Source organism: Azospirillum fermentarium (assembly GCF_025961205.1).
Classification (GTDB): domain Bacteria; phylum Pseudomonadota; class Alphaproteobacteria; order Azospirillales; family Azospirillaceae; genus Azospirillum; species Azospirillum fermentarium.
In genome coordinates this window covers 1,299,298-1,323,883 of sequence record NZ_JAOQNH010000001.1, presented here as the reverse complement: position 1 = coordinate 1,323,883, position 24,586 = coordinate 1,299,298, and the positions used below count along the sequence as shown (strand labels likewise).

25 protein-coding genes are annotated in these 24,586 nt (G+C 68.8%); 9 read left to right on the top strand and 16 right to left on the bottom strand.

The annotated features are described in order from the left end of the window. Positions 1–4: 4 nt before the first annotated feature. Positions 5–979 (bottom strand): zinc ABC transporter substrate-binding protein ZnuA, encoded by a 975-nt coding sequence (znuA, locus tag M2352_RS06330; protein WP_264663649.1) that lies wholly within the window; start codon positions 977–979, stop codon positions 5–7. 80 nt (positions 980–1,059) lie between these two features. Between znuA and znuC the strand changes: the two genes are divergently transcribed. After that, positions 1,060–1,893, top strand: a complete 834-nt coding sequence (gene znuC, locus M2352_RS06325; protein WP_264663648.1) for a zinc ABC transporter ATP-binding protein ZnuC — start codon at positions 1,060–1,062, stop codon at positions 1,891–1,893. Beyond that, a complete protein-coding gene (znuB, locus tag M2352_RS06320) occupies positions 1,886–2,671 on the top strand; it encodes a zinc ABC transporter permease subunit ZnuB (protein WP_264663647.1) in 786 nt (261 codons plus the stop codon). Before znuC ends, znuB begins: the two co-directional genes overlap by 8 nt. Positions 2,672–2,749: 78 nt before the next feature. Here znuB and trxA read toward each other — a convergent pair whose 3' ends face one another. The 6 genes from trxA to M2352_RS06290 form a co-directional block, all read right to left on the bottom strand. Continuing rightward, positions 2,750–3,070 (bottom strand): thioredoxin TrxA, encoded by a 321-nt coding sequence (gene trxA, locus M2352_RS06315; protein ID WP_264663646.1) that lies wholly within the window; start codon positions 3,068–3,070, stop codon positions 2,750–2,752. A gap of 377 nt (positions 3,071–3,447) precedes the next feature. Next, positions 3,448–4,227 carry a succinate dehydrogenase iron-sulfur subunit gene (locus M2352_RS06310; RefSeq protein WP_264663645.1) on the bottom strand — a complete coding sequence of 260 codons (780 nt, stop codon included), beginning with the start codon at positions 4,225–4,227 and terminating at the stop codon, positions 3,448–3,450. Between the two features lie 32 nt (positions 4,228–4,259). Further along, positions 4,260–6,050 (bottom strand): succinate dehydrogenase flavoprotein subunit, encoded by a 1,791-nt coding sequence (gene sdhA, locus M2352_RS06305; RefSeq protein ID WP_264663644.1) that lies wholly within the window; start codon positions 6,048–6,050, stop codon positions 4,260–4,262. A gap of 6 nt (positions 6,051–6,056) precedes the next feature. Then, entirely contained in the window at positions 6,057–6,455 is a 399-nt protein-coding gene (gene sdhD / locus M2352_RS06300) for a succinate dehydrogenase, hydrophobic membrane anchor protein (RefSeq protein WP_264663643.1), read from the bottom strand. A gap of 11 nt (positions 6,456–6,466) precedes the next feature. Next, complete coding sequence (sdhC, locus tag M2352_RS06295) at positions 6,467–6,856, bottom strand: succinate dehydrogenase, cytochrome b556 subunit (protein ID WP_264663642.1); 390 nt, start codon at positions 6,854–6,856, stop codon at positions 6,467–6,469. A gap of 363 nt (positions 6,857–7,219) precedes the next feature. After that, complete coding sequence (locus M2352_RS06290) at positions 7,220–7,483, bottom strand: hypothetical protein (RefSeq protein ID WP_264663641.1); 264 nt, start codon at positions 7,481–7,483, stop codon at positions 7,220–7,222. Between the two features lie 171 nt (positions 7,484–7,654). Here M2352_RS06290 and M2352_RS06285 point away from each other — a divergent pair, with 171 nt between their 5' ends. Continuing rightward, complete coding sequence (locus tag M2352_RS06285; protein ID WP_264663640.1) at positions 7,655–8,674, top strand: aspartate-semialdehyde dehydrogenase; 1,020 nt, start codon at positions 7,655–7,657, stop codon at positions 8,672–8,674. A gap of 67 nt (positions 8,675–8,741) precedes the next feature. On the opposite strand, the gene M2352_RS06280 is transcribed toward M2352_RS06285, so the two are convergent. Next, the gene (locus tag M2352_RS06280; RefSeq protein WP_264663639.1) at positions 8,742–9,095 is read right to left on the bottom strand and encodes an STAS domain-containing protein; all 354 of its coding nucleotides are present in this window, start codon (positions 9,093–9,095) and stop codon (positions 8,742–8,744) included. Between the two features lie 166 nt (positions 9,096–9,261). Between M2352_RS06280 and icmH the strand changes: the two genes are divergently transcribed. The 3 genes from icmH to tagF are packed head-to-tail and all read left to right on the top strand — an operon-like array spanning position 9,262 to position 13,515. Continuing rightward, entirely contained in the window at positions 9,262–10,644 is a 1,383-nt protein-coding gene (gene icmH / locus M2352_RS06275; protein WP_264663638.1) for a type IVB secretion system protein IcmH/DotU, read from the top strand. A 15-nt stretch (positions 10,645–10,659) separates the two neighbouring features. Continuing rightward, positions 10,660–12,705: a type VI secretion system membrane subunit TssM gene (tssM, locus tag M2352_RS06270; RefSeq protein ID WP_264663637.1), complete on the top strand. Its 2,046-nt coding sequence runs from the start codon at positions 10,660–10,662 to the stop codon at positions 12,703–12,705. A 12-nt stretch (positions 12,706–12,717) separates the two neighbouring features. Further along, complete coding sequence (tagF, locus tag M2352_RS06265; protein WP_264663636.1) at positions 12,718–13,515, top strand: type VI secretion system-associated protein TagF; 798 nt, start codon at positions 12,718–12,720, stop codon at positions 13,513–13,515. Positions 13,516–13,690: 175 nt separating this feature from the next. Here the strand turns inward: tagF and M2352_RS06260 are convergent, their stop codons facing one another. Continuing rightward, positions 13,691–14,539 carry an AraC family transcriptional regulator gene (locus tag M2352_RS06260; RefSeq protein WP_264663635.1) on the bottom strand — a complete coding sequence of 283 codons (849 nt, stop codon included), beginning with the start codon at positions 14,537–14,539 and terminating at the stop codon, positions 13,691–13,693. Between the two features lie 110 nt (positions 14,540–14,649). On the opposite strand from M2352_RS06260, the gene M2352_RS06255 reads away from it, so the two are divergent. After that, positions 14,650–15,816 (top strand): YbfB/YjiJ family MFS transporter, encoded by a 1,167-nt coding sequence (locus M2352_RS06255; RefSeq protein WP_264663634.1) that lies wholly within the window; start codon positions 14,650–14,652, stop codon positions 15,814–15,816. Between the two features lie 70 nt (positions 15,817–15,886). Here M2352_RS06255 and M2352_RS06250 read toward each other — a convergent pair whose 3' ends face one another. From M2352_RS06250 to M2352_RS06225, 6 genes are all read right to left on the bottom strand, one after another. Further along, the gene (locus M2352_RS06250) at positions 15,887–16,309 is read right to left on the bottom strand and encodes a DUF411 domain-containing protein (RefSeq protein WP_264663633.1); all 423 of its coding nucleotides are present in this window, start codon (positions 16,307–16,309) and stop codon (positions 15,887–15,889) included. Positions 16,310–16,323: 14 nt separating this feature from the next. After that, positions 16,324–18,525, bottom strand: a complete 2,202-nt coding sequence (locus M2352_RS06245; protein WP_264663632.1) for a heavy metal translocating P-type ATPase — start codon at positions 18,523–18,525, stop codon at positions 16,324–16,326. 88 nt (positions 18,526–18,613) lie between these two features. Beyond that, on the bottom strand, positions 18,614–20,143 hold the full coding sequence (locus M2352_RS06240; protein WP_264663631.1) for a multicopper oxidase domain-containing protein: 1,530 nt from the start codon (positions 20,141–20,143) through the stop codon (positions 18,614–18,616). Between the two features lie 73 nt (positions 20,144–20,216). Continuing rightward, positions 20,217–20,624 (bottom strand): hypothetical protein, encoded by a 408-nt coding sequence (locus tag M2352_RS06235; RefSeq protein WP_264663630.1) that lies wholly within the window; start codon positions 20,622–20,624, stop codon positions 20,217–20,219. Between the two features lie 6 nt (positions 20,625–20,630). Continuing rightward, complete coding sequence (locus tag M2352_RS06230) at positions 20,631–20,846, bottom strand: hypothetical protein (protein WP_264663629.1); 216 nt, start codon at positions 20,844–20,846, stop codon at positions 20,631–20,633. Positions 20,847–21,002: 156 nt separating this feature from the next. Beyond that, a complete protein-coding gene (locus M2352_RS06225; protein ID WP_264663628.1) occupies positions 21,003–21,203 on the bottom strand; it encodes a YdcH family protein in 201 nt (66 codons plus the stop codon). Between the two features lie 216 nt (positions 21,204–21,419). Here M2352_RS06225 and M2352_RS06220 point away from each other — a divergent pair, with 216 nt between their 5' ends. Continuing rightward, positions 21,420–22,505, top strand: coding sequence for an ATP-dependent 6-phosphofructokinase (locus tag M2352_RS06220; protein ID WP_264663627.1), 1,086 nt, complete (start codon positions 21,420–21,422; stop codon positions 22,503–22,505). A gap of 282 nt (positions 22,506–22,787) precedes the next feature. Further along, on the top strand, positions 22,788–22,958 hold the full coding sequence (locus M2352_RS06215; protein ID WP_264663626.1) for a hypothetical protein: 171 nt from the start codon (positions 22,788–22,790) through the stop codon (positions 22,956–22,958). Between the two features lie 156 nt (positions 22,959–23,114). On the opposite strand, the gene M2352_RS06210 is transcribed toward M2352_RS06215, so the two are convergent. After that, positions 23,115–24,461, bottom strand: a complete 1,347-nt coding sequence (locus M2352_RS06210; RefSeq protein WP_264663625.1) for a globin-coupled sensor protein — start codon at positions 24,459–24,461, stop codon at positions 23,115–23,117. Positions 24,462–24,586: the final 125 nt, after the last annotated feature.

Here is a 24,586-nt window from a genome sequence, read left to right as displayed (position 1 = left end):
CCTCTCACCCCTTCAGGCAGCCGGCCAGGGAAGATGCCAGACGGCGCATCAGGGTGGGATACAGCGCCGGCCCTTCCGGGATGTCGGCGGCTTCGGCGTCCAGGGTGCCGGTGCGGGCCCGGGTGCCCTCCACCACCGTGTTGACCAGGGTGGGTTCGAACTGCGGCTCGGCGAACACGCACACCGCCCCCAGCCCCTTGATCGTGTCGCGGATGGCGGCCAGCCGCTTGGCCGAGGGGCGGCGGTCAGGGTTGACCGTGATGGCGCCGACACCGCTCAGCCCATAGGCCGCTTCGAAATACTGGTAGGCATCGTGGAAGACCACGAAAGGGCGGCCCGCCACCGGGGCCAGCGCCGTCTTCAGCTCCCCGTCCAGCGCATCCAGGGCGGCGGCGGTACGGGCGGCGTTGGCGGCATAGGTGCCGGCGTTGGCCGGGTCTTTGGCCGACAGGGCCTCGGCGGTCACGGCGACGATGCGCTTGGCGTTGGCCGGCGACAGCCAGATGTGGCTGTTCACCGCGTCATGGCCGTGATCGTCGTGGCCCGCCTTGTGATCGTGCTCGTGCTTGTCGCCGTGGCCGTGTTCATGGCCGTGGTCGTGGGGTTCCCACGCCCCGCCCTCCCGCGCGTCCAGCAGGGTCATGCCGGGGGCGTCCATCAGCGCCACCACCGTGGCCTTCCCGGCCGAGGCCAGCGGCTTGGCCAGGAAGCCTTCGAATTCCGGGCCGACCCACACCACCACGTCGGCGGACGCCAGCGCCTTCGCATCGCTGGGCTTCATGGCATAGGTGTGGGGCGAGGCCGCCCCCTTGACGATCAGGGCCGGCGTCCCCACCCCTTCCATCACCGCGGCGACCAGGGAGTGGATGGGCTTGATGGAGGCCACCACCTGCGGCGCCGCCACGGCGGGGGCGGCGGCAACGGACACGGCGCAGGCGAGACCCGCAGCGGCGGCAAGGGAGGCGAAAGGGTTGCTCATGGTACAAAGCTTCCGGCTGGACAGGGCCGCCCAACGGCCCTAGGGTGAGTGCTCACGAAAGTGTGATGTTATAACATATCATGTCAACAGTCTCTTTGCCCCCCTCTCCCCTGCTGACGGCGGCGGACGCGCTGCTGTCGGTGCGCGGGCTGACCGTGCGCCGCTCGGGCCGCGCGGTGCTGGACCGTGTGGATCTGGACGTGTGGCCGGGTGAGGTCGTCACCCTGATCGGCCCCAACGGGGCGGGAAAGACCACGCTGGTGCGCGCGGTGCTGGGGCTGGTGACCGGCGACTCGGGCACGGTGGAGCGGCGCGCCGGCCTGCGCATCGGCTATATGCCGCAGAAGCTGGCGCTGGACGCCACGCTGCCGCTGACCGTGCGGCGGTTCCTGTCCCTGTGGCGCCCGGTGCCGCGGGCGCGCATCGACGCCGCCCTGGACGAGGCCGGGGTGGCCCACACCGCCGAACAGCCGGTCCAGGCGGTATCGGGCGGGGAGATGCAGCGGGTGCTGCTGGCCCGCGCCCTGCTGGGCAACCCCGACCTGCTGGTGCTGGACGAACCCGACCAGGGCGTGGACGTGCAGGGGCAGGCGGACCTGTTCACCCGCATCGACGCCCTGCGGCGCACGCGCGGGTGCGGGGTGCTGCTGGTCAGCCACGACCTGCACACCGTCATGGCCCGCACCGACCGGGTTCTGTGCCTGAACCGTCACGTCTGCTGCGCCGGCTCGCCGGAGGATGTGCGGCGCCACCCGGAATACCACGCGCTGTTCGGGCGCCACGCCGCCGATCTGGCGGTCTATGTCCACCATCACGACCACACCCACACCGGCGACGGGCGCGTCGTGCCCACCGAAAAGGCCGCCGAGAAGCCCGCCGATACCGAGCACGGGGGTCATTGCCGCCATGGATGATTTTCTGCTGCGGGCGCTGGCCGGGGGAATCGGCATCGCCGTGCTGGCCGGGCCGCTGGGGTCGTTCGTGGTGTGGCGGCGCATGGCCTATTTCGGCGACACCCTGGCCCATTCGGCCCTGCTGGGGGTGACGCTGGGCTTTCTGCTGGGCGTCAACCCCACGGTGGGGGTGATGGCGGTGTGCGTGGCGCTGGCGCTGCTGCTGGTGGGGCTGCAGGAGCGGCGCTCGCTGGCCGCCGACACGCTGCTGGGCATCCTGTCCCACGCGTCCCTGTCGCTGGGTCTGGTGGCGCTGGCGTTCCTGGAAACGCTGCGGGTGGATCTGATGGCCTATCTGTTCGGCGATATCCTGTCGGTGACGGCGGCGGATCTGGCGTGGATCTACGGCGGCGGGGCGGTGGCCATGACCGGGCTGGGGCTGCTGTGGCGCCGGCTGCTGGCGGTGACGGTGGATGAGGAACTGGCGCGGGTGGAGGGGCTGCCGGTGCGCGCGCTGCGCCTGGCCTTCATGCTGCTGATCGCGCTGGTGATCGCCATCGCCATGAAGATCGTCGGCATGTTGCTGATCACGTCTCTGCTGATCATCCCCGCGGCCACCGCGCGGCGCTTTTCCCGCACGCCGGAACAGATGGCCGGTCTGGCCGCCGTTCTCGGGGCCGTGGCGGTGTCGGGGGGGCTCACCGCGTCGCTGCTGTGGGATCTTCCCGCCGGCCCCAGCGTGGTGGTGGCCGCCGCCGCCCTGTTCCTGCTGTCCTCGGCGGTGCCGCAGCGGGGGTGACACGCAAAATTCCCAAAAGAAAACCCCGCCGGCCTCGCGGTCCGGCGGGGTTTTTCGTGCGGCCGGGGCCGGCCGGGATCAGAGATTGCTCTCGATCCACGCGGCCAACGCGCCCTTGGGCAGCGCGCCGATCTTGGTGGCGGCCACCTGGCCGTCCTTGAACAGCATCAGCGTGGGGATGCCGCGCACGCCGTACTTGTTGGGGGTGTTGGGGTTGTCGTCGATGTTCAGCTTGGCGATGGTCAGCCGGCCCTCGTAATCCGTGGCGATCTCCTCCAGCGCGGGCGCGATCATTTTGCAGGGGCCACACCACTCCGCCCAGAAATCGACCAGGACAGGTTGGGATGCGGTCAGGACATCCTGTTCGAAGCTGCTGTCGGTAACGGCTTTGGTGCTCATGGGACCTCGTGGGTGGAACGATGCGTCGGCGGAACCGCGCGCAGACCGGGGTATGACCCACCGGCCGGGTTTGAACGGAATCTAGGGTCAGGCAGCCACCCCGGTCAAGCCGTCACCACGCCGTCACGGAGCAGAAAACCATAAACACACCCCGCGGCCTGTTTATTCCCGACTCGGCTGAAATGACAGAAAATCAATGTTCTGCCCGTGGCAAGGCGCGCGGCGTGCAACGCTGCCACGCATCAGGACAGGGTAATAGAAAAAGGGCGGGAACCCGAAAGAGGTCCCCGCCCATCGTTTCCGCACCCCCTTGAGCGGGATACGGGTGGGGTCCGGGCAGCCGTGCCGCCCGGACCTTGGAATACCCATCCGCCGGGTTAGCGGCGGGCCACCATCAGCTTCTTGATCTCGGCGATGGCCTTGGCGGGGTTCAGACCCTTCGGGCACGCCTTGGTGCAATTCATGATGGTGTGGCAACGGTACAGCCGGAACGGGTCTTCCAGCATGTCCAGACGCTCGCCGGTCATCTCGTCGCGCGAATCGACGATCCAGCGGTAAGCCTGGAGCAGGATCGACGGACCCAGGTAGCGGTCGCCGTTCCACCAGTAGCTGGGGCACGAGGTGGAGCAGCAGAAGCACAGGATGCATTCGTAGAGGCCGTCCAGCTTGGCACGGTCCTCGGGCGACTGCAGGCGCTCACGGTCGGGCGGGGCCGGCGACTGGCTCTGCAGCCACGGCTTGATCGAGGTGAGCTGGGCATAGATGTGCTTCAGGTCCGGCACCAGATCCTTGACCACCGGCATGTGCGGCAGCGGATAGATCTTGACGTCGCCCTGCACGTCTTCGATGGCCTTCAGGCAGGCCAGCGTGTTGGTGCCGTCGATGTTCATCGCGCAACTGCCGCAGATGCCTTCACGGCAGGAGCGGCGGAAGGTGAGCGTCGAATCGACGTTGTTCTTGATGTAGATGATCGCGTCCAGGATCATCGGCCCGAACTTGTCGAGATCGACCGTGTAGGAATCGATCCGCGGGTTCTGGCCGTCTTCCGGGTTCCAGCGGTAAAGCTGGAAGGTCTTGGGACGCTTGGCGCCGCCCGCGACATTCACCGTCTTGCCGATGCCGACGCGGGAATTGGCGGGAAGGTTGAATTCAACCATGTCTGTCTTCCTTGCCTGCTCGCTTCGGGGCCTTAGTAGACGCGGGCCTTGGGCGGGAACACCTGGACTTCGTCGGTCAGGGTCTTCATGTGGACCGGGCGGTAATCGATTTTGGTGCCGCCCTTTTCATCGACCCAGATGACCGTGTGCTTCATCCAGCTTTCGTCGTCGCGGTTCGGATAGTCCTCGCGGGCGTGCGCGCCGCGGCTTTCCGGACGGTTGCGGGCCGAATGCAGGGTGGCGACCGCCTGGCACAGCAGGTTGTCCAGCTCGATGGCTTCCACCAGATCCGAGTTCCACACCAGGGTGCGGTCGGAAATGGCGATGTCGCCCTTCTTGGCATAGGTCTGGTCGATGAGCTTGCAGCCCTCTTCCAGAACGTCGCCGGTGCGGAACACCGCGCAGTTGTTCTGCATGGTGCGCTGCATTTCCAGGCGCAGGTCGGACGACTTGATCGAGCCCTTGGCGTTGCGCAGCCGGTCGAAACGCTCCAGCGCCACATCGGCGCTGTCGGCGGGCAGCGGCTTCTGCGCCTTGGTCTTGTCCACCACTTCCGCCGCACGGATGGCGGCGGCGCGGCCGAATACCACCAGGTCGAGCAGCGAGTTGGAGCCCAGGCGGTTGGCGCCGTGCACCGACACACAGGCCGCTTCGCCGATGGCCATCAGGCCGGGCACCACCGCGTCGGGGTTGTCCGCGGTCGGGCGGACCACTTCGCAGTGAACGTTGGTGGGGATGCCGCCCATGTTGTAGTGGACGGTCGGCAGCACCGGGATCGGTTCCTTGGTCACATCCACGCCGGCGAAGATCTTCGCGGTTTCCGCGATGCCCGGCAGGCGCTGGTGGATGATTTCCGGCGGCAGGTGTTCCAGGTGCAGGTGGATGTGGTCCTTGTGCTCACCCACACCGCGGCCTTCGCGGATTTCGATGGTCATGGACCGCGACACCACGTCACGGCTGGCCAGATCCTTGGCCGACGGCGCGTACCGCTCCATGAAGCGTTCGCCGTTGGAGTTGGTCAGGTATCCGCCTTCGCCGCGCACGCCCTCGGTGATGAGGCAGCCCGAGCCGTAGATGCCGGTCGGGTGGAACTGCACGAATTCCATGTCCTGCAGGGGCAGGCCGGCGCGCAGCACCATGCCGCCGCCGTCACCCGTACAGGTGTGGGCGGAGGTGGCGGAGAAATAGGCGCGGCCGTAGCCGCCGGTGGCCAGCACCACCATCTGGGCGCGGAAGCGGTGGATGGTGCCGTCGTCCAGGTTCCAGGCCATGACGCCGCGGCACACGCCGTCGGCATCCATGATCAGGTCCAGCGCGAAGTATTCAATGAAGAATTCGGCTTCGTGCTTCAGCGACTGCTGGTAGAGGGTGTGCAGGATCGCATGGCCGGTGCGGTCGGCGGCGGCACAGGTGCGGTACGCCTGCTTCTTGCCGTATTCCGCGGTCATGCCGCCGAAGGCGCGCTGGTAGATCTTGCCTTCCGGGGTGCGCGAGAACGGCACGCCGTAGTGTTCCAGCTCGATGATGGCCGGGATGGCCTCGCGGCACATGTATTCGATGGCGTCCTGGTCACCCAGCCAGTCCGACCCCTTCACGGTGTCGTACATGTGGAAACGCCAGTCGTCCTCGCTCATGTTGCCGAGGGCCGCCGAGATGCCGCCCTGCGCCGCCACGGTGTGGGAGCGGGTGGGGAACACCTTGGTGATGCACGCCGTCTTCAGCCCCTTTTCGGCCATGCCGAAGGTGGCGCGCAGGCCCGCACCGCCGGCGCCGACGACAACGACGTCATAGGTATGGTCGATGATCTGATATGCGCTCGCCATGACGGGTCAGGCTCCGAACGTAAGCTTCAGGACGGCGATGATGCAGGCCGTGGCCAGGAGGATCGCCAGGAACTTCACCGCCAGCAGGGCGGCGATCTTCTGGCATTCCACGTGGATGTAGTCTTCGATGACCACCTGCAGGCCCGAATAGGCGTGGTGGGCGACCACCGCCACCGTCAGCACCATCATGGAGGCCGAGAACGGCGACTTCATCCAGGCGACGAATTCGGGATAGCCGGCCCCCAGGTGGCCGATCACGCCGAACACGAACCAGATGGTCAGCGGAATGAGGGCCACCGCGGTGACGCGCTGCATCCACCAATGTTCGGTGCCGTGCTTGGCGGAACCCAGGCCGCGCACCTCGCCCAGCGCCGAGCGCAGGGACTTGGACTCGTTGCTTGCCATGCCGGCCTCCCTCACCAAACGATCAGACCGACGATCCAGGTGAGCAGCGTCAGGCCGATGGAGGCACCGGCGACGATGTACGCACCCTTTTCCGCGGTCGGAAGGTCAAAACCAACGCCGGCGTCCCACACCAGATGGCGGATGCCGCTGCACAGATGGAAGAACAGCGCCCAGGACCAGGCGAACAGCAGCAGCATCCCGATGAAGGAGCCGATGAAGCCCTGGACAATGGCGTACGGGCCGGGACCGGCGGCGGCGGCGATCAGCCACCACGCCAGAAGCAGGGTGCCGCCGGTGAGAGCGACGCCCGTGGCGCGGTGCATGATCGACGCCAGCATGGTCCACTGCCATCGATAGACTTGGATATGGGGAGAAAGCGGCCGACTGGTGCCGTGAGACATCGGGACGTCCTCTGGTTCGGCTGCCGGGGGCGACAGGAACTGTCGCAACGGCTGGGGAAAGTGACGGGGAACGAGGCGCGGGCCTTGAAATTGGCGCCATCAATTACGCTTCCCCGGCGCTCAAGTCAACGGTGGGTATCCTGCACCGCCGAACTTGCAACGTAATTCGCAAACAGCGAAAGAAACGCTGCCCCGGCACCGCGGTTGGTACTACCAGGAAAACGCAGGCGCCGGGGCTTTGCTGGCCTCGTCTTTGCCGGAACATCGGCCCCCACGGCGATCCATGCGCCCAGAACATGCCTTGGCCCGTGCGCCATTACCTTTGCGGCAATGCGAAATCTGGCCTGTTCTGGCTTTTACTGGTCAGTCGATGAAACGATGCACGTTCTGCACCAGAATTCCGTACATCTGGACAATCAATTCCGTCGGGCGCAGCCGGCCGAACGGAATATTGTCTTTGGCCCATTCCACCAGCCTTTCGGGCGGGCGGGAGGGCACGACCTCATAGCCGTTCTTTTTCAGAACCGACAGAACCGAACGGGCCTGTTTGCTGTAATCCTCGTTGAAGAAGGACTTGTCGGCGTCCTTGATCGCCTTGGCGATCATCTCCTCAAGCGGTGAAGCCATGGGTTTCGTGCTGCCGGGGGTGATTGGTTAACGGTCGGGTAAGGCTGCCATGCAGAAGCGACACCCTGGCATAGGCTTTCCCGCGATGCAATTCCGTTGAAAAATTGCCGAAAACCGACTAGGGGAAACCGTTTTCTATTCTCCACCGGACTTATCAGAAGGATTCCCGCCATGGGCTACAAGGTTGCGGTCATCGGCGCCACCGGCAACGTCGGACGTGAGATGCTGGCGACTCTGGCCGCTCGCAATTTCCCCGCCGACGAGGTGATTGCCCTGGCGTCTGAGAAATCGGTGGGCAAAGAGGTGTCGTACGGCGACGATGACGTCCTGAAGGTCCAGGATCTCGCCAAGTTCGACTTCCGCGGCGTGGACATCGCCCTGTCGTCGCCCGGCGGCAAGGTGTCGGCGGAATTCTCGCCCAAGGCGGCGGCCGCCGGCTGCGTCGTCATCGACAACACGTCGCACTGGCGCATGGACCCCGACGTGCCCCTGGTCGTGCCGGAAGTGAACCCGCACGCCATCGCCGGCTACAAGAAGAAGGGCATCATCGCCAACCCCAACTGCTCCACCATCCAGATGGTGGTGGCGCTGAAGCCGCTGCACGAGCTGGCCGGCATCAAGCGGGTGGTGGTCGCCACGTACCAGTCGGTGTCGGGTGCGGGCAAGGAAGGCATGGACGAGCTGTTCGAGCAGACCCGCGCCATCTACGTCAACGATCCGGTGACGCCGCAGAAGTTCACCAAGCAGATCGCCTTCAACGTCATCCCGCACATCGACGTGTTCATGGATGACGGCTACACGAAGGAAGAGTGGAAGATGATGGTCGAGACCAAGAAGATCCTCGACCCCAAGATCAAGGTGAACGCCACCTGCGTGCGCGTGCCGGTCTTCATCGGCCATTCCGAGGCGATCACCATCGAGTGCGAGCGCGACATCACCGCCGAGACCGCCCGCGAAGCCCTGCGCGCCGCGCCGGGCGTGGTGGTGATCGACCACCGCGAGCCGGGCGGCTACGTCTCCCCGGTCGAGGTGGCGGGCGACGATCCCGTCTACGTCAGCCGCATCCGCGAGGACGCGACGGTGGAGAACGGCCTGTCGTTCTGGTGCGTGTCCGACAACCTGCGCAAGGGTGCCGCCCTGAACGCGGTGCAGATCGCCGAAGTGCTGGTGAAGGACTATCTGAACAAGTAAGCCGCCATCCCCGGGTGGAGGACAAGCCGCGGACGCCGAAGGGGTCCGCGGCTTTCTTTTTTGCCCCCTACCCCAGCCCCGCCAGCGCCGCGTCCACGCTGGGGTGGGTTTCGAACAGCGACAGCACGCCGCCGCGCAGCAGCGCGTCGCGCACCGGGGCGGAGGCGGCGGCCAGCACGATGCGGCTGCCCGCCGCCCGCGCCTTCTTCGCCGCCAGCAGCAGCGCGCGCTGGCCGGTGGCCCCCACCTCGCTCACCTGCGCCAGGTTGACCACCACCAGCACGGGCGCACCGTCGGCGGCAGACTTCACGAGCGCGGCCTCGAACGCGGCGGCGTTGGCGCTGTCGATGCGGCCATCGGGGTGCAGGATGATGATTCCGTTGACGTATTCGCGGCGGATGCTGTCGGGTCCGATGCTCATCTCTGCCTCCGCTGGGGGGCGGGCCGGGGCCTATGGTGCGCCCGCCGGCGGGTGCCGCCCATCCTTTTCTTTCAACGCCCGTTTTTTCGCCTTCGTGCGGCAGAGGCTGCTATATCTACGGCACGAAGGATCGGCACCGGGGATGGATTGAGGAACGGGCGTGCGCATGATGCCGGACGAGGCCAACAGCGAATCGAACGACACCCGCGCGCCGGCCAACGGGCGTACTCCCGGTCCCGGCCCGGCCCCCCGCCCGGCCCCCGCCGCCCCGTCCGCCGAGGTCACGCTGGACGATTCCCCCCCGGCCCCCGCGGCCCCGGAACCGCCGGCGCCCAAACCGCCGCCCGCGGCGCTGGCCGCCGCCCTCAACACCGGCGCGTTTCTGCGCGCCTCGTGGAATCCGCTGCTGGCCGCATCGGCGCCGCTGCTGGATCTCGCCGGGCGGCTGCGCGACCTGCCGGAACACGCCAACCCCGAACGGCTGCGCGACCGGGTGATCGCCGAGATCCGCCGGTTCGAAAGCGCCGCCACCACCGCCGGCAGCCTGCCCGAAGAGGTGCGCATCGCCCGCTTCGCGCTGTGCGCCTGTCTCGACGACGTGGTTCTGGCCACGCCGTGGGGGCCACGGTCGGTGTGGGCGCGCGAGGGGCTGGTGGCGGCGGTGGAAAAGGCCACCGGGGCCGCCGAACGCTTCTTCGACCTGCTCGACGCCATGATGAGCGAGCCGCACCTGCACCGGCGCGAGCTTGAGCTGTATTACGTCTGCCTGTCGCTGGGGTTCGAGGGGAAATACCGCGACCGTCCCCGCGGCATGCACGACCTGAACCACCGCCGCGATTCCCTCTACCGCGTGCTGCGCCGCGACCGCGGGCCGGGGGAACGCGCCCTGTCGCCCCTGTGGCGCGGGTCCAACCGCCGCTTCCGCCCGCCCGGCGTGGTGATCCCGCCGTGGGTGATGGGGGCGGTGACCAGCGCCGCCCTGGTCGTGCTGTTCATGGCCCTGTCCCAGACCCTGACCGAGCGCGCCGACGGCGTTGCATCCCGGCTGGTGGGGCTGCTGCCCGACCGCCCGCTGGAAATCGCCCGTCTGGCCCCGCCGCCCATGGGCGCAAGCCCGGTGCTGGCCGCCCGCGTCATGCGCGCGCTGGAGCCGGAGGTGCGGTCCGATGCCGTCTCCATCCTGGCCGGCGAGGACGGCGCGCTGGTGGTGCGGGTGCAGGGCGGCATCTTCAAGACCGGCAGCGACAGCATGAACGCCCGTTTCCGCGCCGTGATGGAGCGCGTGGGCCAGGTGCTGGCGGAGGAGCGCGGGCATGTGGTGGTGGCCGCCCACGGCGACGACCAGCACACCCGCACCGTCCGCTTTCCCACGGTTCAGTCGCTGACCGAGGCGCAGGCCGAAGCGGTGCGGCAGATCCTGGCCCGCCGCATCGCGCCCGAACGGCTGTCGGCGGAAGGGCGCGGCGACGGCGAGCCGGTGTCCACCGAACAGACCCCCGCCGGGCGGCAGGCCAACCGCCGCGTCGATATCCGTCTCTACCCGCAGTAAGGGGGCCCGTCCGCCATGCCGCTTCCGCCCTGGATGAGCCTGTTCCGCCGCCTGCCCGACACCCGCCCCGCGGCGGGACGGCAGCGCTGGGTGGTGTCGCTGGCCGGCGCGCTGGCGCTGGCGCTTTTGGTGTGGTTCCTGGCGCCGCTGGTGACGCTGGGCGATTTCCGCCCGCTGGAGGACACCCTCCCCCGGCTCCTGCTGATCGTGATGATCCTGGCGGGCTGGGTTCTGGTGAACCACCAGCGCGACACCCAGGAACGCGCGGCCAACGAACGGTTCGTGGATGCCCTGTCGTCGGCGGGCGGCAAGGATCCCGATCAGGTGGCCTCGGCGGAGGAGTTGGCGGTGGTGCGCGACCGGCTGGGCGCCGCACTCGACCGGCTGCGCACCCAGCGGATGGGGCCGCGGTGGGGCGGGCAATGGGTGTACCAGCTTCCCTGGTATCTGGTGATCGGCGCCCCCGGCTCGGGCAAGACCACCGCCTTGGCCGCCGCCGGCCTCGGCTCTCCGTTCGGCGAGGGACCGCAGGCGCTGCAGTTCGGCGCCATGGGCGGCACCCGCACCTGCGACTGGTGGTTCACCGACCGCGCGGTGCTGATCGACACCGCCGGGCGCTACACCACCCAGGACAGCCGCCACGCGGTGGACGCGCGGGTGTGGGCCGGGCTTTTGGACCTGCTGAAGAGCCACCGCCCGCGCCAGCCGGTGAACGGGGTGGTGCTGGCGGTCAGCCTGGCCGACCTCGCCGCGTGGAACGCCGAGGAGCGGCGGGCCTTCGCGCTGACCCTGCGCCAGCGGCTGGGGGAGGTGCGCGACCACCTGCACCAGCGCTGCCCGGTCTACATCGTCTGCACCAAGGCCGACCTCATCACCGGCTTCGCCAGCTTCTTCGACACGCTGGGGCCGGAGGAGCGGGATCAGGTGTGGGGCGTCACCTTCCCCGAGGGCGGCGGACCGCTGGGCCAGGGGCCGGCGGCGTGGTTCCACGACACCTTCACAGCCCTCCTGCGCCGGCTGGACGAACGGCTGATGGAACGGCTGCACCAGGAACCCGACCTGGAGCGCCGCAGCCTGAACTTCACCTTCCCCCTCCAGGTCGCATCGCTGGAGGAACCGCTGGCCGACCTGCTGGAAGCCGCCTTCGCCACCGGGCCGGGGGACGAGCCGCCGCTGCTGCGCGGCATCTATTTCACCAGCGCCACCCAGGGCGGCATCGTCTTCGACCGGCTGGCCGGTCCCTTCACCACCTTCGGCCCCGCGGTGGGGCACGAGCCGGCGGGCGAGGGGCAAAGCTGTTTCCTGGCCCGTCTGTTCCCCGACGTGATCGTGGCCGAAGCCGGGTTGGCCGGCGTCGATATGGATCTGGAACGGGCGCTCCGGCGGCAGAACCGCATCATGGTGGGCGGGGCCGCGGCGGCGGCGGTGGCGCTGGCGGCGTTCTGGACCAACAGCTACACCGGAAACCGCATGCTGGTGGAGCAGATGGCCGCCGCCGTGTCGGTGGCCGAGGCGCGCGCCCGCCCGCTCGACACCGCGCCGCGGTCGTTGATGCGGGTGGACGACACCGACTTTTCCGCCATCCTGCCGTTCCTCGACGCGTTGGCCGGGCTGCCGGGCGGGTATGGGCAGCGCAGCGCCTGGGGGCCGCTGTCGCTGTCGGGCGGGCTGTACCAGGGGGGCCGGCTGGGGGCGCTGGCCGACGGTGCCTACCGCCGGGCGCTGCGCAGCATCTTCCTGTCCCGCATCCTGCTGCGGCTGGAGGAGCAGCTCCGCGTCGGCTGGGCGCTGCCGGAACAGCTTCAGGCCGCCCTGATGGCCTATCGCATGCTGGGCGGGCAGGAGCCGATCAACCGCGTGGCGGTGATGCGCTGGATCGCCGCCGACTGGGACGAGCGGCTGATGGCCGGCACGGAAAACGACCGCGTGCGCGCCGGGCTCAAACGCCATCTGGAAGCGTTGTTCGATGTGGGGTTCGCGCCGGTTCCGCTGGACGACGTGCTCATCAAGCATGTTGAATCGGTGCTGGCACCGCAGGGACGTCCTGGTTCGCCCGTATAAAGGGTTTTGGCCGTGAAAAGGCCCGCTGACACCATCGCCATGCTTGAGACCATCCGGCGCGTGCGCCGCGGCCTGTCACGGTCCGCGCGCACCGCCGACGCCACCGACGGGACCACCGCCCAGCCGGACGCCGCCGCGCCGCCCGAAACGGTGGAGGCTGCCTTCGGCCCCGGTTTCTACGGCAAGGTGCCGGCGCGCGGCGATTTCGTGGCGGTGGGCCTGCCCCGCAGCTTTCTGAACCCGTGGGACGGGTGGCTGCAGGGGGCGCTGACCGAAAGCCGCATCCGCATCGGGACGGCGTGGGACCGGCTGTTCGCCGCCAGCCCGGTGTGGCGCTTCGCCCTGTCGCCGGGGCTGTGCGGGCCGCGGGCGGTGGCGGGGGTGATGGTGCCCTCCGCCGACCGGGTGGGCCGGCTCTACCCCTTCATGCTGGCCGCCGCCTTGCCGGCAGGGGTGGACCTGACCACCGTTCCGTTCGGCTGCGCCCCCTGGTACGGGCGGGCGGAGGAAGCGGCCCTGGCCGCGTGTCAGGCGGGGGCGGAGATCGACCGCATCGCCGCCGACCTGGGCAACCTCGGCCTGCCCAACCCCGGCTTCAGCATCCGCAACCCGGTCCACCGCGCCCATCTGATCGAGATGGTCGGCACCCTGCCCGAGATCCCCAGCATCTGGTGGACCCGCGGCGCCCATTGGGTCACCCCCTCCCTTCTCGCCTGCCGCGGCCTGCCGTCGAACGAGCGCTTCGCCGCCTTCATCGACAACGGCTGGGACCGCTGGGGGTGGGAGGATCTGGACGCGCCGGGACGGTAAATCCCCCGCCTTTGCCCTCTTCCCGGTGAGGATGCAAAACACCTGATGTCATCGTCATTCCAGCGAAGGCTGGAATCCAGACGCAAGCCGCGATCAGCGGCGATATGAGTCCCTGAGGTTTTTGCCCTGGAAACACCCTCTGGATCCCAGCCTTCGCTGGAATGACGGTGAAATGTTATTTTTCATCAGTCGGTTGCACAATGCGTGAACCCCATGCCCCCGAAGGAGAGAGGGAAAAATCCCTGGCAAGCCACCCCGTCGGGCTGCATCCCATTTCCCGCCGGAACATGTAGGTGAAGGCCGAGGGCGACCCGTACCCCAACTCCAGCGCCACGTCGGTCACGCTGCGCCCGGCCCCCAGCCATTCCAGCGCCCGGAACAGCCGCAGCCGGTGGCGCCACGCGCGCAAGCTCAGCCCCACCTCGCGCTCGAACCGCCGGGTCAGCGTGCGGGGGGAGGCCCCCACCTCCACTCCCCAGTCCTCCACCCCGCGGGGATCGTCGGGGGCGGCGTAGAGCGCCTCGCAGATGCGCCGCAACTCCCGGCTGCGCGGCCAGGGCAGGTGGAAATCCTGCACCGGCAGCCGGTGCAACTGGTCGAGGATCAGCGCGTCGAGGCGCCCGACATACCCCTCATCCTCGCCCCGCCCGTCGATGGCCACCAGTTCCAGGATCAGCGCGCGCAACAAGGGCGTAATGGCGAACACCGTGCAGCGCTGCGGCAGCGACAGCCCCGGCCCGTCCATCACATAGAGATTGCGGAACTCCGCCCCGTGCAGCGCGCCCGAGGTGTGCATCACCCCCGTCGGCACCCACATCGCCTGTTCCGGCGTGATGACGTAGCGGGAATCCTCCACCGTCACCACCAGCGTGCCCACGGTGGCATAGACGAACTGGTTCCAGCGGTGGGCATGCATGGGAAAGGCGTGGCGGGCCGGCATGATCTCCGACCGCAGGAACACCCGCCGCGGCAGGCTCTCCATCTCCGGCACCGTCAGGGGCAGCCACCCGTCGTCCGTCTCCACCACCGTCCCTCTTTGTCGTTTCATCGACAAAGATAGTCTGGCTGTCGAAAGCGCGCAAACGCACCCGCCGCTACGGTGTCCCCCACACGCTTTCCACCGGGAGACACCCCATGGACACCACCCCCGCCGCCCGCCGCCGCGTCATCGCCGCCGGCATCTGCGCCCTGATCCTGACGGTGGGGCTGGCCCGCTTCGCCTATACCCCCATGCTGCCGGTGATGCGGGCCGACGCGGGGTTGAGCGCGCTGGCCGGCGGCTGGTTGGCGACGCTCAATTACATGGGCTACATCGCCGGCGCGCTGGCCGCCGCCGCCATCGGCGATCTGGGGCTGAAGTTCCGCCTGTACCGGCTGGGGCTGGCGGTGGCCGTGCTCAGCACCGCCGCCATGGGGTTGACCGACAGCGTGATCCTGTGGGCGGCCCTGCGCTTCACAGCCGGGCTGTCCAGCACGGCGGGGCTGCTGCTGGCCTCCGGCCTCGTGCTCAACTGGCTGATCCGCCACGGGCACCGGCCCGAGTTGGGGCTGCATTTCATGGGCCTGGGGCTGGGCATCGCCGTGTCCGGGCTGGCCGCCGCCGCCCTGGCCGGGCATCTGGCCTGGGACGGGCAGTGGCTGGCGCTGGGGCTGCTGGGGCTGGCCTTCCTCGTGCCCGCCTGGGTCTGGCTGCCGCCCCCCGCCGCCCTCCACGCCACCGGCCCCGCCACCATGGCCGAGCCGCCGGCACCGGGGCGGCGGTGGATGGTGCTGATGATCGCCGCCTATTTCTGCGCCGGCTTCGGTTTCGTCATCAGCGCCACCTTCATCGTCGCCATCGTCGAGCAACTGCCTCTGCTGGCCGGCAAGGGAAACTGGGTGTGGGTGATCCTGGGCGCCGCCGCCGTGCCGTCGTGCTTCCTGTGGGACCGCGTTGCCGCGGCGTGGGGCGCGGTGCCCGCCCTGATGCTCAGCTATGGGGTGCAGACGGTGTCAATCCTGCTGCCGGCGCTCAGCGGCGGCACCGTGCCCGTGCTGCTGGGCGCCGTGCTCTACGGCGGCACCTTCGCCGGCATCGTCAGCCTGACCCTCACCCTCATCGGGCGCCGCTTCCCCCGCAACCCGGCCAAGGCCATGGCGCGGCTGACGCTGAGCTATGGGGTGGCGCAGATCGTGGCGCCGGCCATGGCCGGCAGCATCGCCGCGGCAACGGGGAGCTACCGGGGGGCGCTGTCCGTCGCAGCGGCGGTCATGGTCGTGGGGATCGGGTTGCTTGCCATTCTGAAGCGCCAGCCGGAATAGAGCCGCCAGGGGCGCTGCCCCCGGCACCCCCGGCAAGGGCCGGCAAGGGCCGGCGGCCCTTGCATCCCAATCAATGGCGGGCGAAGACGCTGGGCGCCGTGTCGCCGCCGAACAGAACCACGTCGTAGGGCTGGCCGGTCTTCATGTCCATGCCGGGGGCGTCCGCCGGCATGCCGGGGGCCGACAGGCCGCGCGCCTTCGGGCGCTCGGCCAGCAGACGGCGGATATCGGCGGCGGGGACGTGGCCCTCCACCACGTACCCGTCAACCGTGGCGGTGTGGCAGGATTCCAGGGCCGGCGGAACGCCCAGCATGGTCTTGACCGGCGCCACGTCGTCCATGGTGTGGACACGCACCGTGAAGCCTTCCGCCGTCATATGGTCCACCCAGCCGCCGCAGCAGCCGCAGGACTCGGCCTTCCACACCTCCACCAGCGGTTCGGCCAGCGCGGGCGTGGCGGCCAGCAGCAGGGCCGGGAACAGGAAACGGATCATGACGATACCCTCCTTCACGAACCCCGCGGCGGCGACCAGCCGCGCAGGGTCAAGGCGTTGGTCACGACGCTGACGCTGGACAGCGCCATCGCCGCCCCCGCCAGCACCGGGCTGAGATACCCAAGGGCGGCCAGCGGAATGCCGACCGCGTTGTAGACAAAGGCCCAGAACAACCCCTGGCGGATCTTGGCATAGGTCCGGCGCGACACCGACACCGCCCCGCCCACCAGCACCGGGTCGCCGCGCATCAGCGTCACCCCCGCCGTGTGCATCGCCACGTCGGTACCCGTCGCCATGGCGAACCCCACATCCGCCGCCGCCAGCGCCGGCGCGTCGTTGATGCCGTCGCCCACCATGGCGACCGTGTGCCCCTCGGCCCGCAGGGTGGCGACCACATCGGCCTTGCCCTCCGGCAGCACCCCGGCGAACACCCGGCCGATGCCCAGCGTGCGGGCCACCGCCTCCGCCGCGCCTTGGCTGTCGCCCGTCACCATCACCGGCGTCAGGCCCAGCGCCGTCAGCGCCGCCACGGCCTCGTGCGCCGCCGGCTTGACGGTATCGCCGAAGGCCAGCAGGCCCAGCGCCCGGTCCCCCTCCACCAGCCACGAGACGGTCAGCCCCTGCCCTTCCAATTCGGTGGCCCGGACCGACAGCGCCGCGTCCGACACCCCGGTTTCCGCCGCCAGCCGGGGGGAACCCAGCGCCAGCGCCCGCCCCTCCACCGTGCCGGCCACCCCGCGTCCCGGCAGGGCACGGAACCCCGTCACCGGCGGCAACGCCAGCCCGGCGGCCCGTTCGGCCACCGCGCGGGCCAGCGGATGCTCGCTGCCCTGCTGGAGCGCCGCGGCCAGGCGCAGCACCGCCGCTTCGTCCTGCCCCTCCCCCGCCGCCACGGCGGCCACGCGGGGGCGGCCCTCGGTCAGGGTGCCGGTCTTGTCGAAGGCGACGGCGGTGACGGCGTGGGCACGCTCCAGCGCTTCGGCGTCCTTGATGAGGATGCCGTGGCGGGCGGCGGCCCCGGTGCCCACCATGATGGCGGTGGGCGTGGCCAGCCCCAGCGCACAGGGGCAGGCGATGACCAGCACCGACACGGCGGTGATCAGCGCGTGCTCGGCATCGCCCCCCACCCACCACCAGCCGGCGAAGGTCACAAAAGCGATGACCAGCACCACCGGGACGAACACGGCGCTCACCCGGTCCACCAGTCGCTGGATGGGGGCCTTGGACGCCTGCGCCCCCTCCACCATGCGGACGATCTTCGCCAGCATGGTTTCGGTGCCCACGGCGGTGGTCTCCACCACCAGACGCCCGTCCACGTTGATGGAGCCGCCGGTCACCCGGTCGCCCACCGTCTTTTCCACCGGCAGCGGTTCGCCGGTCAGCATGGATTCGTCCACGCTGCCGCCGCCCTCGGTGATGCGCCCGTCCACCGGCACCCGTCCGCCGGGACGGATGACCACCCGATGGCCGGGGCGGATCACCGTGACCGGCACCTCCTCTTCCCGCCCGTCCACCTGACGGATGGCGGTGGCGGGGCGCAGGTCCATCAACGCGCGGATGGCGTCCGCCGTGTGGCCCTTGGCCCGCGCCTCCAGCCACTTGCCCAGCAGAACGAAGGTGATCAGCACCGACGAGGCTTCGAAATAAAGATGCGGCGCATGCCCCGGCATGGCGGTCAGCAGGGCATAGACGCTCAGGCCCCACGCCGCCGTGGTGCCCAGCGCCACCAGCAGGTCCATGTTGCCGGACCCGCCGCGCACCGCGTGCCACGCCGCCCGGTAGAACCGCGCGCCCAGCCCGAACTGCACGATGGTGGCCAGCGCGAACTGCACCCATCCCGGCAGCATCCAGTCGGCCCCGGCGAGATCCCCCGCCATGCCCGCCACCAGCGGCAGCGACAGCGCCGCCGCCAGCAGCAGATGGATCAGGCCGCGCCGCCGCCGCCCCGCCCCCTCGTCCACCGGGGGGGCGTCGGGGACGATGACGGCGGCGGTGAAGCCGGTGTCCTCCACCGCCTCCACCAGGGCCGCCACGTCGGTGTCGGGGGCGGCCACCACATGGGCGCGCTCGGTGGCGAGGTTCACCGCCGCCTCCCGCACCCCCGGAACCCGGCGCAAGGCCCGCTCCACCCGCCCGACACAGGCGGCGCAGGTCATGCCCCCGATGCTGAGATCGTGGGAATCGGCCTTGTCCAAGGCCAGCGCGTCCGTTGCCATGGCGGTCCTCTCCGGCTGAAAAAAGGGTCTCGGGAGGAAGGATGGACCTTCCAGCACTGGGAAGGTCAACCCCGCCCCCCGCGCTTTTTCACGCAACGCCGTCGTAGACCACTTCGGTCATCATGCCCACGGCCATGTGCAGCAGGTTGTGGCAGTGGAACGGCCAGCGCCCCGGGTTGTCGGCGTCAAAGGCAATGCGCACCGACCCGCCCGCCGGCACCAGCACCGTGTCGCGCACCGCCCCGGCCAGCGCCGCCCCGTTCACCGCCACCACCTGGAAATGATGGCCGTGCAGGTGCATCGGGTGGGCCATCATGCCGGGGTTCACCATGTCGATCTCCACCCGCTGGCCGCGGGTGACGCGGAACGGGGTGTGCTGGCCGTGGACCTGCCCGTTGATCGACCAGACATAGGGTGCCATCCCGCCCGTCAGTTCGGCGGTGAAGCGCACGTCGGCGGGTTTTTGCGCCAGCGGGGACAGGGGCGACAGCCGGGTTTCCAGCGACAGATCCACCGGCGGAGCCGCGGTGTCGCCGCGCTCGGCCACCCGCCGCACCGCCGCCCCGGCGGTGGCGAGCACGATGCCGGTCCGGGCCTTGTCCCCCTCCCGCAGGGCCAGGATGGGAAAGGCTCCGCCGTCCGCCGGCAGGTCGATGGCGATGTCCAGCCGCTGGCCCATGGTCATGGGGAAGCGCTGCCCGGCCACCGGCGCCACGCCGGTGCCGTCCACCGCCATCACCGTGCCGGTCAGCCGGCCCAGGTCGATCCAGAACGCCGTGGACGTGGCCCCGTTGATCAGGCGCAGCCGCACCCGCCCGCCGCGCTCCACCCGCACCACCTCGGGGTCGGCCAGGGTGCGGTCGTTGGCGAGATAGGCGTCGTACTCCACATCGTTCAGATCCATGGAGGCCGCGGGTGCCGCGCCGTGATTCATCGCCCCGTGGTCCATCGAACCATGGTCCATCGAACCATGGTCCATCGCCCCATGGTCCATCGCCCCATGGTTCAGGGAGCCGTGTTCCATGGAACCATGATTCATGGCCCCGTGATCCATCCCTCCCTGGCTCATGGCGCCGCCGGTCAGACCGGCCAGCACCTCGGCGGGGTCGCGGAAGGTGAAGTCGTGCAGCAGCACCGTCACCTCCTGCCGCCCGTCGGCGTCGTCCTGGGCCGTGCGCACCACCAGCGGGGCGGCCATCAATTTCTGTTCCTGCAGCCCGTGGTGGGAATGCATCCAGTGGGTGCCGGGGCGGGCATCGAAGTCATAGGCCCGAGTCTCCCCCGCCGCCAGCGTCGGGCGGGTGGTGTCGGCCACGCCGTCCTGGGTCCACGGCGGCGTCTGGCCGTGCCAATGGATGACGGTCTCCTCCCCCGCCCGGTTGGTCAGGTCCACCCGGAACCGCTGGCCGGGGGCGAGCGTCAGCCCGTGGCCGCCGTCGGGGCGGCGGATGCCGAACACCGTGGCGGGCTTGCCGTTCACCTCCAGCACACGGGTATCGGCGGTCAGGATCAGAGGCGCGGCTTCGGCGGCGCGCAGCCGCACCGGCGCAGCACCCAGGGCGAGTGCGGCGGAAGACGCCGCCAGCAGCCGGCGGCGGGACAACATCAAAGAAGTCATGGGAATCGGTCCGTGATCGGTCACGCAAAGGAACGGGCCGGGCGCACACCCCGGTCCGGCGGAAAACGTGGGATCAGACGGACGGCCGCGGCGGCGGCAACGGCGGCGGCACCCCGATTCCCCGCTGCAACGGCAGGAATGGCGGGGCTGCCGGCCCCGCGGTCACCGGGTGAACGCCGGAAAAGGCCGCGGGCATCAGGGCGGCGTGCATCAGCGGGCACACCGCCACGGCGCAGATACCGGCGTGGCGGCGGGCGGCATCCCCACCCCGCTCCGCCGCGGTCAGGGTCAAGGTCAGGGGCGATTCCGCCGCCGCGTGGGATGTGGCGTGGAATGTTTCGTGGACCGCCGCAGCCTGCTCGTGGCACGGCGCCACCGTGGCCGCCCGTGCCGGCACCACCGGAACCATCAGGGCGCAGACGGCCAGCAGCAGGAACACCATCCCCGCCAGCCATCCCCGCCGTCCGTTCCGATTGGTCATTGCGCGTTACGATCCCTTGGCCTCAGTCTGGGGATTATGATGGGCAGGATGATACGAACCCGCAAGGGCTTCATAGGCGGTGTGACGGTGCAGCGCACGATCGAACGCCGCGTCGTCCGCGGCGCTGTGAACCGCGTCCGGGACCGCCTCTTCCGCGGGATGAGGGGGATTGGTGCGCAGTTCCAGTTCGACCGCGCCGATCACGCCGGTTTCCGTCAGCATGGCAGCCTCCCCTCGTTTGCCGGCATCAGCCTCTGACAAAGGATATGAGGAGTCGCGCAACCGTCACAAGAACAGTAAGGCGCCGTCACAATAAATTCATAGAATAATTCTTGCGCCGCACATCAAAACCCGATGAACCGCACAAAGCCGGAGGACTTATGCGATGATGTCAGGCAGCAGCCGGCTTTCCAGCAGGATGATCTGGTCCTTCAGCGCCAGTTTGCGCTTTTTCAGCCGCTGAATCTGAAGCTGGTCGAACGGGGCACGCTCTGCCAGCCGGGCGATAACGTCGTCCAGATCCCGGTGCTCGCTTTTCAGGTCGGCGAGTTTTTGACGCAGTATTTCCTGTTCGTTCATGTCCCGGCCACGGCTGGCTTAACGGCGGCGACTATACCAGATTTCTCCGGCGGCGATATGGCGAAACCTTCGGCGCTTTGCGGTTATGGAAGGAGCGGTGGACAGCCGTTATGGCGGTTCCCGCACGGCCCCGTTGAGCTTGTGCCTACGCGCAAGTTCCGGCATCCGCAAGAGTCATGATATGAGAATCCACCAAACACAGGGGGGTGATCACCTATGACGGCTGCGAAGCGTATCGGTATCCTGACCAGCGGCGGCGACTGCGCCGGGCTGAACGCGGTCATGCGGGCCGCGGTCCACCGGGCGGTGCTGGGCTACGGCTGGCAGGTCGTCGGCATCAAGGAGGGCACCCACGGCCTGCTCCAGCGCCCGGTGCAGTATCAGGTGCTGGACCTGCCCGCGGTGGACGGCAACATGATGCGGCTGGGCGGAACCATCCTGGGCACCACCAACCGTGGCGATCCCTTCGCCTATCCCATGGGCGACGGCACGGTGAAGGACCGCGCCGACGAGATCATCGGCGGCTACCGCGAGCTGGGGCTGGACGCGCTGATCGGCATCGGCGGCGACGGCAGCTTCGCCATCCTGCGCAAGCTGGCGGCCCACGGCGGGATGAAGCTGGTGGGCATTCCCAAGACCATCGACAACGATCTGGGCATGACCGAGGTGTCGGTGGGCTTCGACACCGCCGTCGGCGTGGCGGTGGAGGCGCTGGACCGGCTCCAGCCCACCGCCGCCAGCCACGCCCGCGTGATGGTGCTGGAGGTGATGGGCCGCGACGCCGGGCACATCGCCCTGTCCGCCGGCATCGCCGGCGGGGCCGACGTGATCCTGATCCCGGAAATCCGGTATTCCATCGAGAAGATCGCCGCCAAGATCCGCGAGGTGCGCGCCACCGGCCGCAACTTCGCCCTGGTGGTGGTGTCGGAAGCGGTGAAGACCGCCGACGGCGGCGAGGTGAAGAAGGTCTATCAGGGCGGCGAACGGCGCTACGGCGGCATCGGCGACTACATCAGCGAGCGCATCGCCGACGCCACCGGGGCCGAAACCCGCGTCACCGTGCTGGGCCACGTGCAGCGCGGCTGCCCGCCCAGCCCGCACGACCGGCTGGTGGCGTCGGCCTTCGGCGTCCACGCCGTGGACCTGATCGCCGAGGGCAAGTTCGACCGCATGGTGGCCTGGTCCAACCGCGGCGTCATCGACGTGCCGATCGAAGAAGCCATCGCCCGCTATTCCTGCGTCGATGCCGACGGCACCCTGGTCAAGACCGCCCGCGGGCTGGGCATCAGCCTGGGCGACTGAGCGGCACCCGTACTTCGACCGTGCACAAATAAAGCCGCCGGCGGCCCTGGGTTCCCAGGGCCGCCTTTTTCATGAAATCGCACAGCATTTTAAACAAACGAAGTTGTCCGGCCTTTGAAATAAGCATTACAGGCAGAGAACAGCTGAGGCAATCGGCCTATGAGTGTTGGCCTGTTGACGAACACGTCAGAGTAACAGTATTCATGACTCACGAAACGCCGCAGGGTGGCGTTTTTAAAGAACATAAAGATAAAATTTTTTGAATTAGCTTGGGAGATGACCATGTATCGCATCGTCAGCCTGGAACGCGTGGGTGTGTATGTGGTGATGAACCAGGGGGCCATGGCGACCCTGGGCGGCAAGAGCCACTGGACCAGCCTGGATGCTCTGCGTCACGCGGCAAAGCTGGAAAACGCCCCGCTGTACGAACGGGTTCTGCGCACGCGCGACTGATCCAGGGCCGGTTGATCCAGACCGTTTGATCGGGGCGGAACCATTGCCATGACAACGGACAGGGCCGGAACACCCGTGTGCGGGACGGCCAAAACATAACGGCGCGGAAGCATCTTCCGCGCCGTTAGTCTTTGTACCCGGTACCGTGGGGTGCGCTCAGCCGGCCCGCACGCGGGCCAGGAAGCGGTCAACCTCCTGCCGCAGGGTGTCGGACTGGCGTGTCAACTCGCCGGTGGCCGACAGCACGTTGCGGGCTTCCATGCCGGTGTCGGCGGCCGACGCGTTCACCCGCACGATGGTGGACGACACCTCCTTGGTGCCGATGGACGCCTGCTGCACGTTGCGGGCGATTTCGGAGGTGGCCGACCCCTGGGCGTCCATGGCGCTGGCGATGGAGCCGGCGATGTCGTTGATGCGGGTGATGGTTTCGGTGATGGACCGGATGGCCCCCACCGCTTCCTGGGTCGCCCCCTGCACGGCACCGATCTGGGCGTTGATCTCCTCGGTCGCCTTGGCGGTCTGGTTGGCCAGGCTCTTCACTTCCGACGCCACCACGGCGAAGCCCTTGCCCGCTTCCCCGGCCCGCGCCGCCTCGATGGTGGCGTTCAGCGCCAGAAGGTTGGTCTGGCTGGCGATGTCGTGGATGAGCTTGACCACCTGCCCGATCTTGCTGGCGGCGTCGGCCAGCCCCTGCACCGTAACGTTGGTGCGCTCGGCCTGGGACTTGGCGTCGTTGGCGATCTGGGCCGATTGGGACACCTGATGGCTGATCTCGCCGATGGAGGCCGACAGCTCCTCCGCCGCCGCCGCCACGGTCTGGATATTGACCGACGCCTCTTCCGCCGCCGCCGCCACGGTGGTGGACTGGCTGCTGGTTTCTTCCGCCGTGCGGGTCATCTTGGCCGCGGTGCCCTGAAGCTGGGTGGCGGCGGAGGCCACCGCCTGCACCACCGTCTTCACCTCGCGTTCGAAGGCGTCGGCGGTGCTGCCCAGTTCACGGGCGATGATGGCCGCGGTGTTCAGGTCCACATAGACCGAGGTGGCGAGGTCCATGTCCAGGAACACCGCCTTGTTGATGGCCTGGAGCACCTGCGCCAGCCGTTCCGGCTTCTTGCGGTAGACCTGGGCCGCCACGTCGATCAACCGGTTGAGCGTGTAGCAGTAAGCGCCCGTGTACCAGCGCGGCTCCAGCCCGATGCGCTGGTGGCTCTGGCCGATGCGCAGCACCTGCGCCATGTAGCCGTCGTCGAAGGTGCCGGTGAACACGTTGCGCAGCCAGTGATTCTTCTGCGCGTCGCGGGCATGGCGGACGGTCGTGGGGTTGGACAGCAGGCCCGCCACCTGCGGCACGCTGCGCAGGTAGGCGTAGAATTCGTCCAGGATCGAGTCGATTCGCTGAGCCAGATGAGGCTGGAACTCCCGCAGCAGCGCCCGGGTGTTTTCGTCGATGCGGAGAAAATTGATGCGGTCGATGATGGACTGGGTTTGCGCGGCGTGCTGCATCGGCTTCGGACTCCCGGGGGATGGCGGGCGTTGGGCAATATTGTTGGATTGCTAATCAGAGAGATTAGCATCGCCCGCGATAATGGGCGTATAATATTTTTAGGAGAATGTTTCCTATTGTCGCA

What these genes read in the sequence shown, in the direction of transcription:
- znuA (WP_264663649.1), bottom strand. Translation starts at nt 979, where the DNA reads ATGAGCAACCCTTTCGCCTCCCTTGCCGCCGCTGCGGGTCTCGCCTGC.
- znuC (WP_264663648.1), top strand. Translation starts at nt 1,060, where the DNA reads ATGTCAACAGTCTCTTTGCCCCCCTCTCCCCTGCTGACGGCGGCGGAC.
- znuB (WP_264663647.1), top strand. Translation starts at nt 1,886, where the DNA reads ATGGATGATTTTCTGCTGCGGGCGCTGGCCGGGGGAATCGGCATCGCC.
- trxA (WP_264663646.1), bottom strand. Translation starts at nt 3,070, where the DNA reads ATGAGCACCAAAGCCGTTACCGACAGCAGCTTCGAACAGGATGTCCTG.
- M2352_RS06310 (WP_264663645.1), bottom strand. Translation starts at nt 4,227, where the DNA reads ATGGTTGAATTCAACCTTCCCGCCAATTCCCGCGTCGGCATCGGCAAG.
- sdhA (WP_264663644.1), bottom strand. Translation starts at nt 6,050, where the DNA reads ATGGCGAGCGCATATCAGATCATCGACCATACCTATGACGTCGTTGTC.
- sdhD (WP_264663643.1), bottom strand. Translation starts at nt 6,455, where the DNA reads ATGGCAAGCAACGAGTCCAAGTCCCTGCGCTCGGCGCTGGGCGAGGTG.
- sdhC (WP_264663642.1), bottom strand. Translation starts at nt 6,856, where the DNA reads ATGTCTCACGGCACCAGTCGGCCGCTTTCTCCCCATATCCAAGTCTAT.
- M2352_RS06290 (WP_264663641.1), bottom strand. Translation starts at nt 7,483, where the DNA reads ATGGCTTCACCGCTTGAGGAGATGATCGCCAAGGCGATCAAGGACGCC.
- M2352_RS06285 (WP_264663640.1), top strand. Translation starts at nt 7,655, where the DNA reads ATGGGCTACAAGGTTGCGGTCATCGGCGCCACCGGCAACGTCGGACGT.
- M2352_RS06280 (WP_264663639.1), bottom strand. Translation starts at nt 9,095, where the DNA reads ATGAGCATCGGACCCGACAGCATCCGCCGCGAATACGTCAACGGAATC.
- icmH (WP_264663638.1), top strand. Translation starts at nt 9,262, where the DNA reads ATGATGCCGGACGAGGCCAACAGCGAATCGAACGACACCCGCGCGCCG.
- tssM (WP_264663637.1), top strand. Translation starts at nt 10,660, where the DNA reads ATGCCGCTTCCGCCCTGGATGAGCCTGTTCCGCCGCCTGCCCGACACC.
- M2352_RS06255 (WP_264663634.1), top strand. Translation starts at nt 14,650, where the DNA reads ATGGACACCACCCCCGCCGCCCGCCGCCGCGTCATCGCCGCCGGCATC.
- M2352_RS06250 (WP_264663633.1), bottom strand. Translation starts at nt 16,309, where the DNA reads ATGATCCGTTTCCTGTTCCCGGCCCTGCTGCTGGCCGCCACGCCCGCG.
- M2352_RS06245 (WP_264663632.1), bottom strand. Translation starts at nt 18,525, where the DNA reads ATGGCAACGGACGCGCTGGCCTTGGACAAGGCCGATTCCCACGATCTC.
- M2352_RS06240 (WP_264663631.1), bottom strand. Translation starts at nt 20,143, where the DNA reads ATGACTTCTTTGATGTTGTCCCGCCGCCGGCTGCTGGCGGCGTCTTCC.
- M2352_RS06235 (WP_264663630.1), bottom strand. Translation starts at nt 20,624, where the DNA reads ATGACCAATCGGAACGGACGGCGGGGATGGCTGGCGGGGATGGTGTTC.
- M2352_RS06230 (WP_264663629.1), bottom strand. Translation starts at nt 20,846, where the DNA reads ATGCTGACGGAAACCGGCGTGATCGGCGCGGTCGAACTGGAACTGCGC.
- M2352_RS06225 (WP_264663628.1), bottom strand. Translation starts at nt 21,203, where the DNA reads ATGAACGAACAGGAAATACTGCGTCAAAAACTCGCCGACCTGAAAAGC.
- M2352_RS06220 (WP_264663627.1), top strand. Translation starts at nt 21,420, where the DNA reads ATGACGGCTGCGAAGCGTATCGGTATCCTGACCAGCGGCGGCGACTGC.
- M2352_RS06215 (WP_264663626.1), top strand. Translation starts at nt 22,788, where the DNA reads ATGTATCGCATCGTCAGCCTGGAACGCGTGGGTGTGTATGTGGTGATG.
- M2352_RS06210 (WP_264663625.1), bottom strand. Translation starts at nt 24,461, where the DNA reads ATGCAGCACGCCGCGCAAACCCAGTCCATCATCGACCGCATCAATTTT.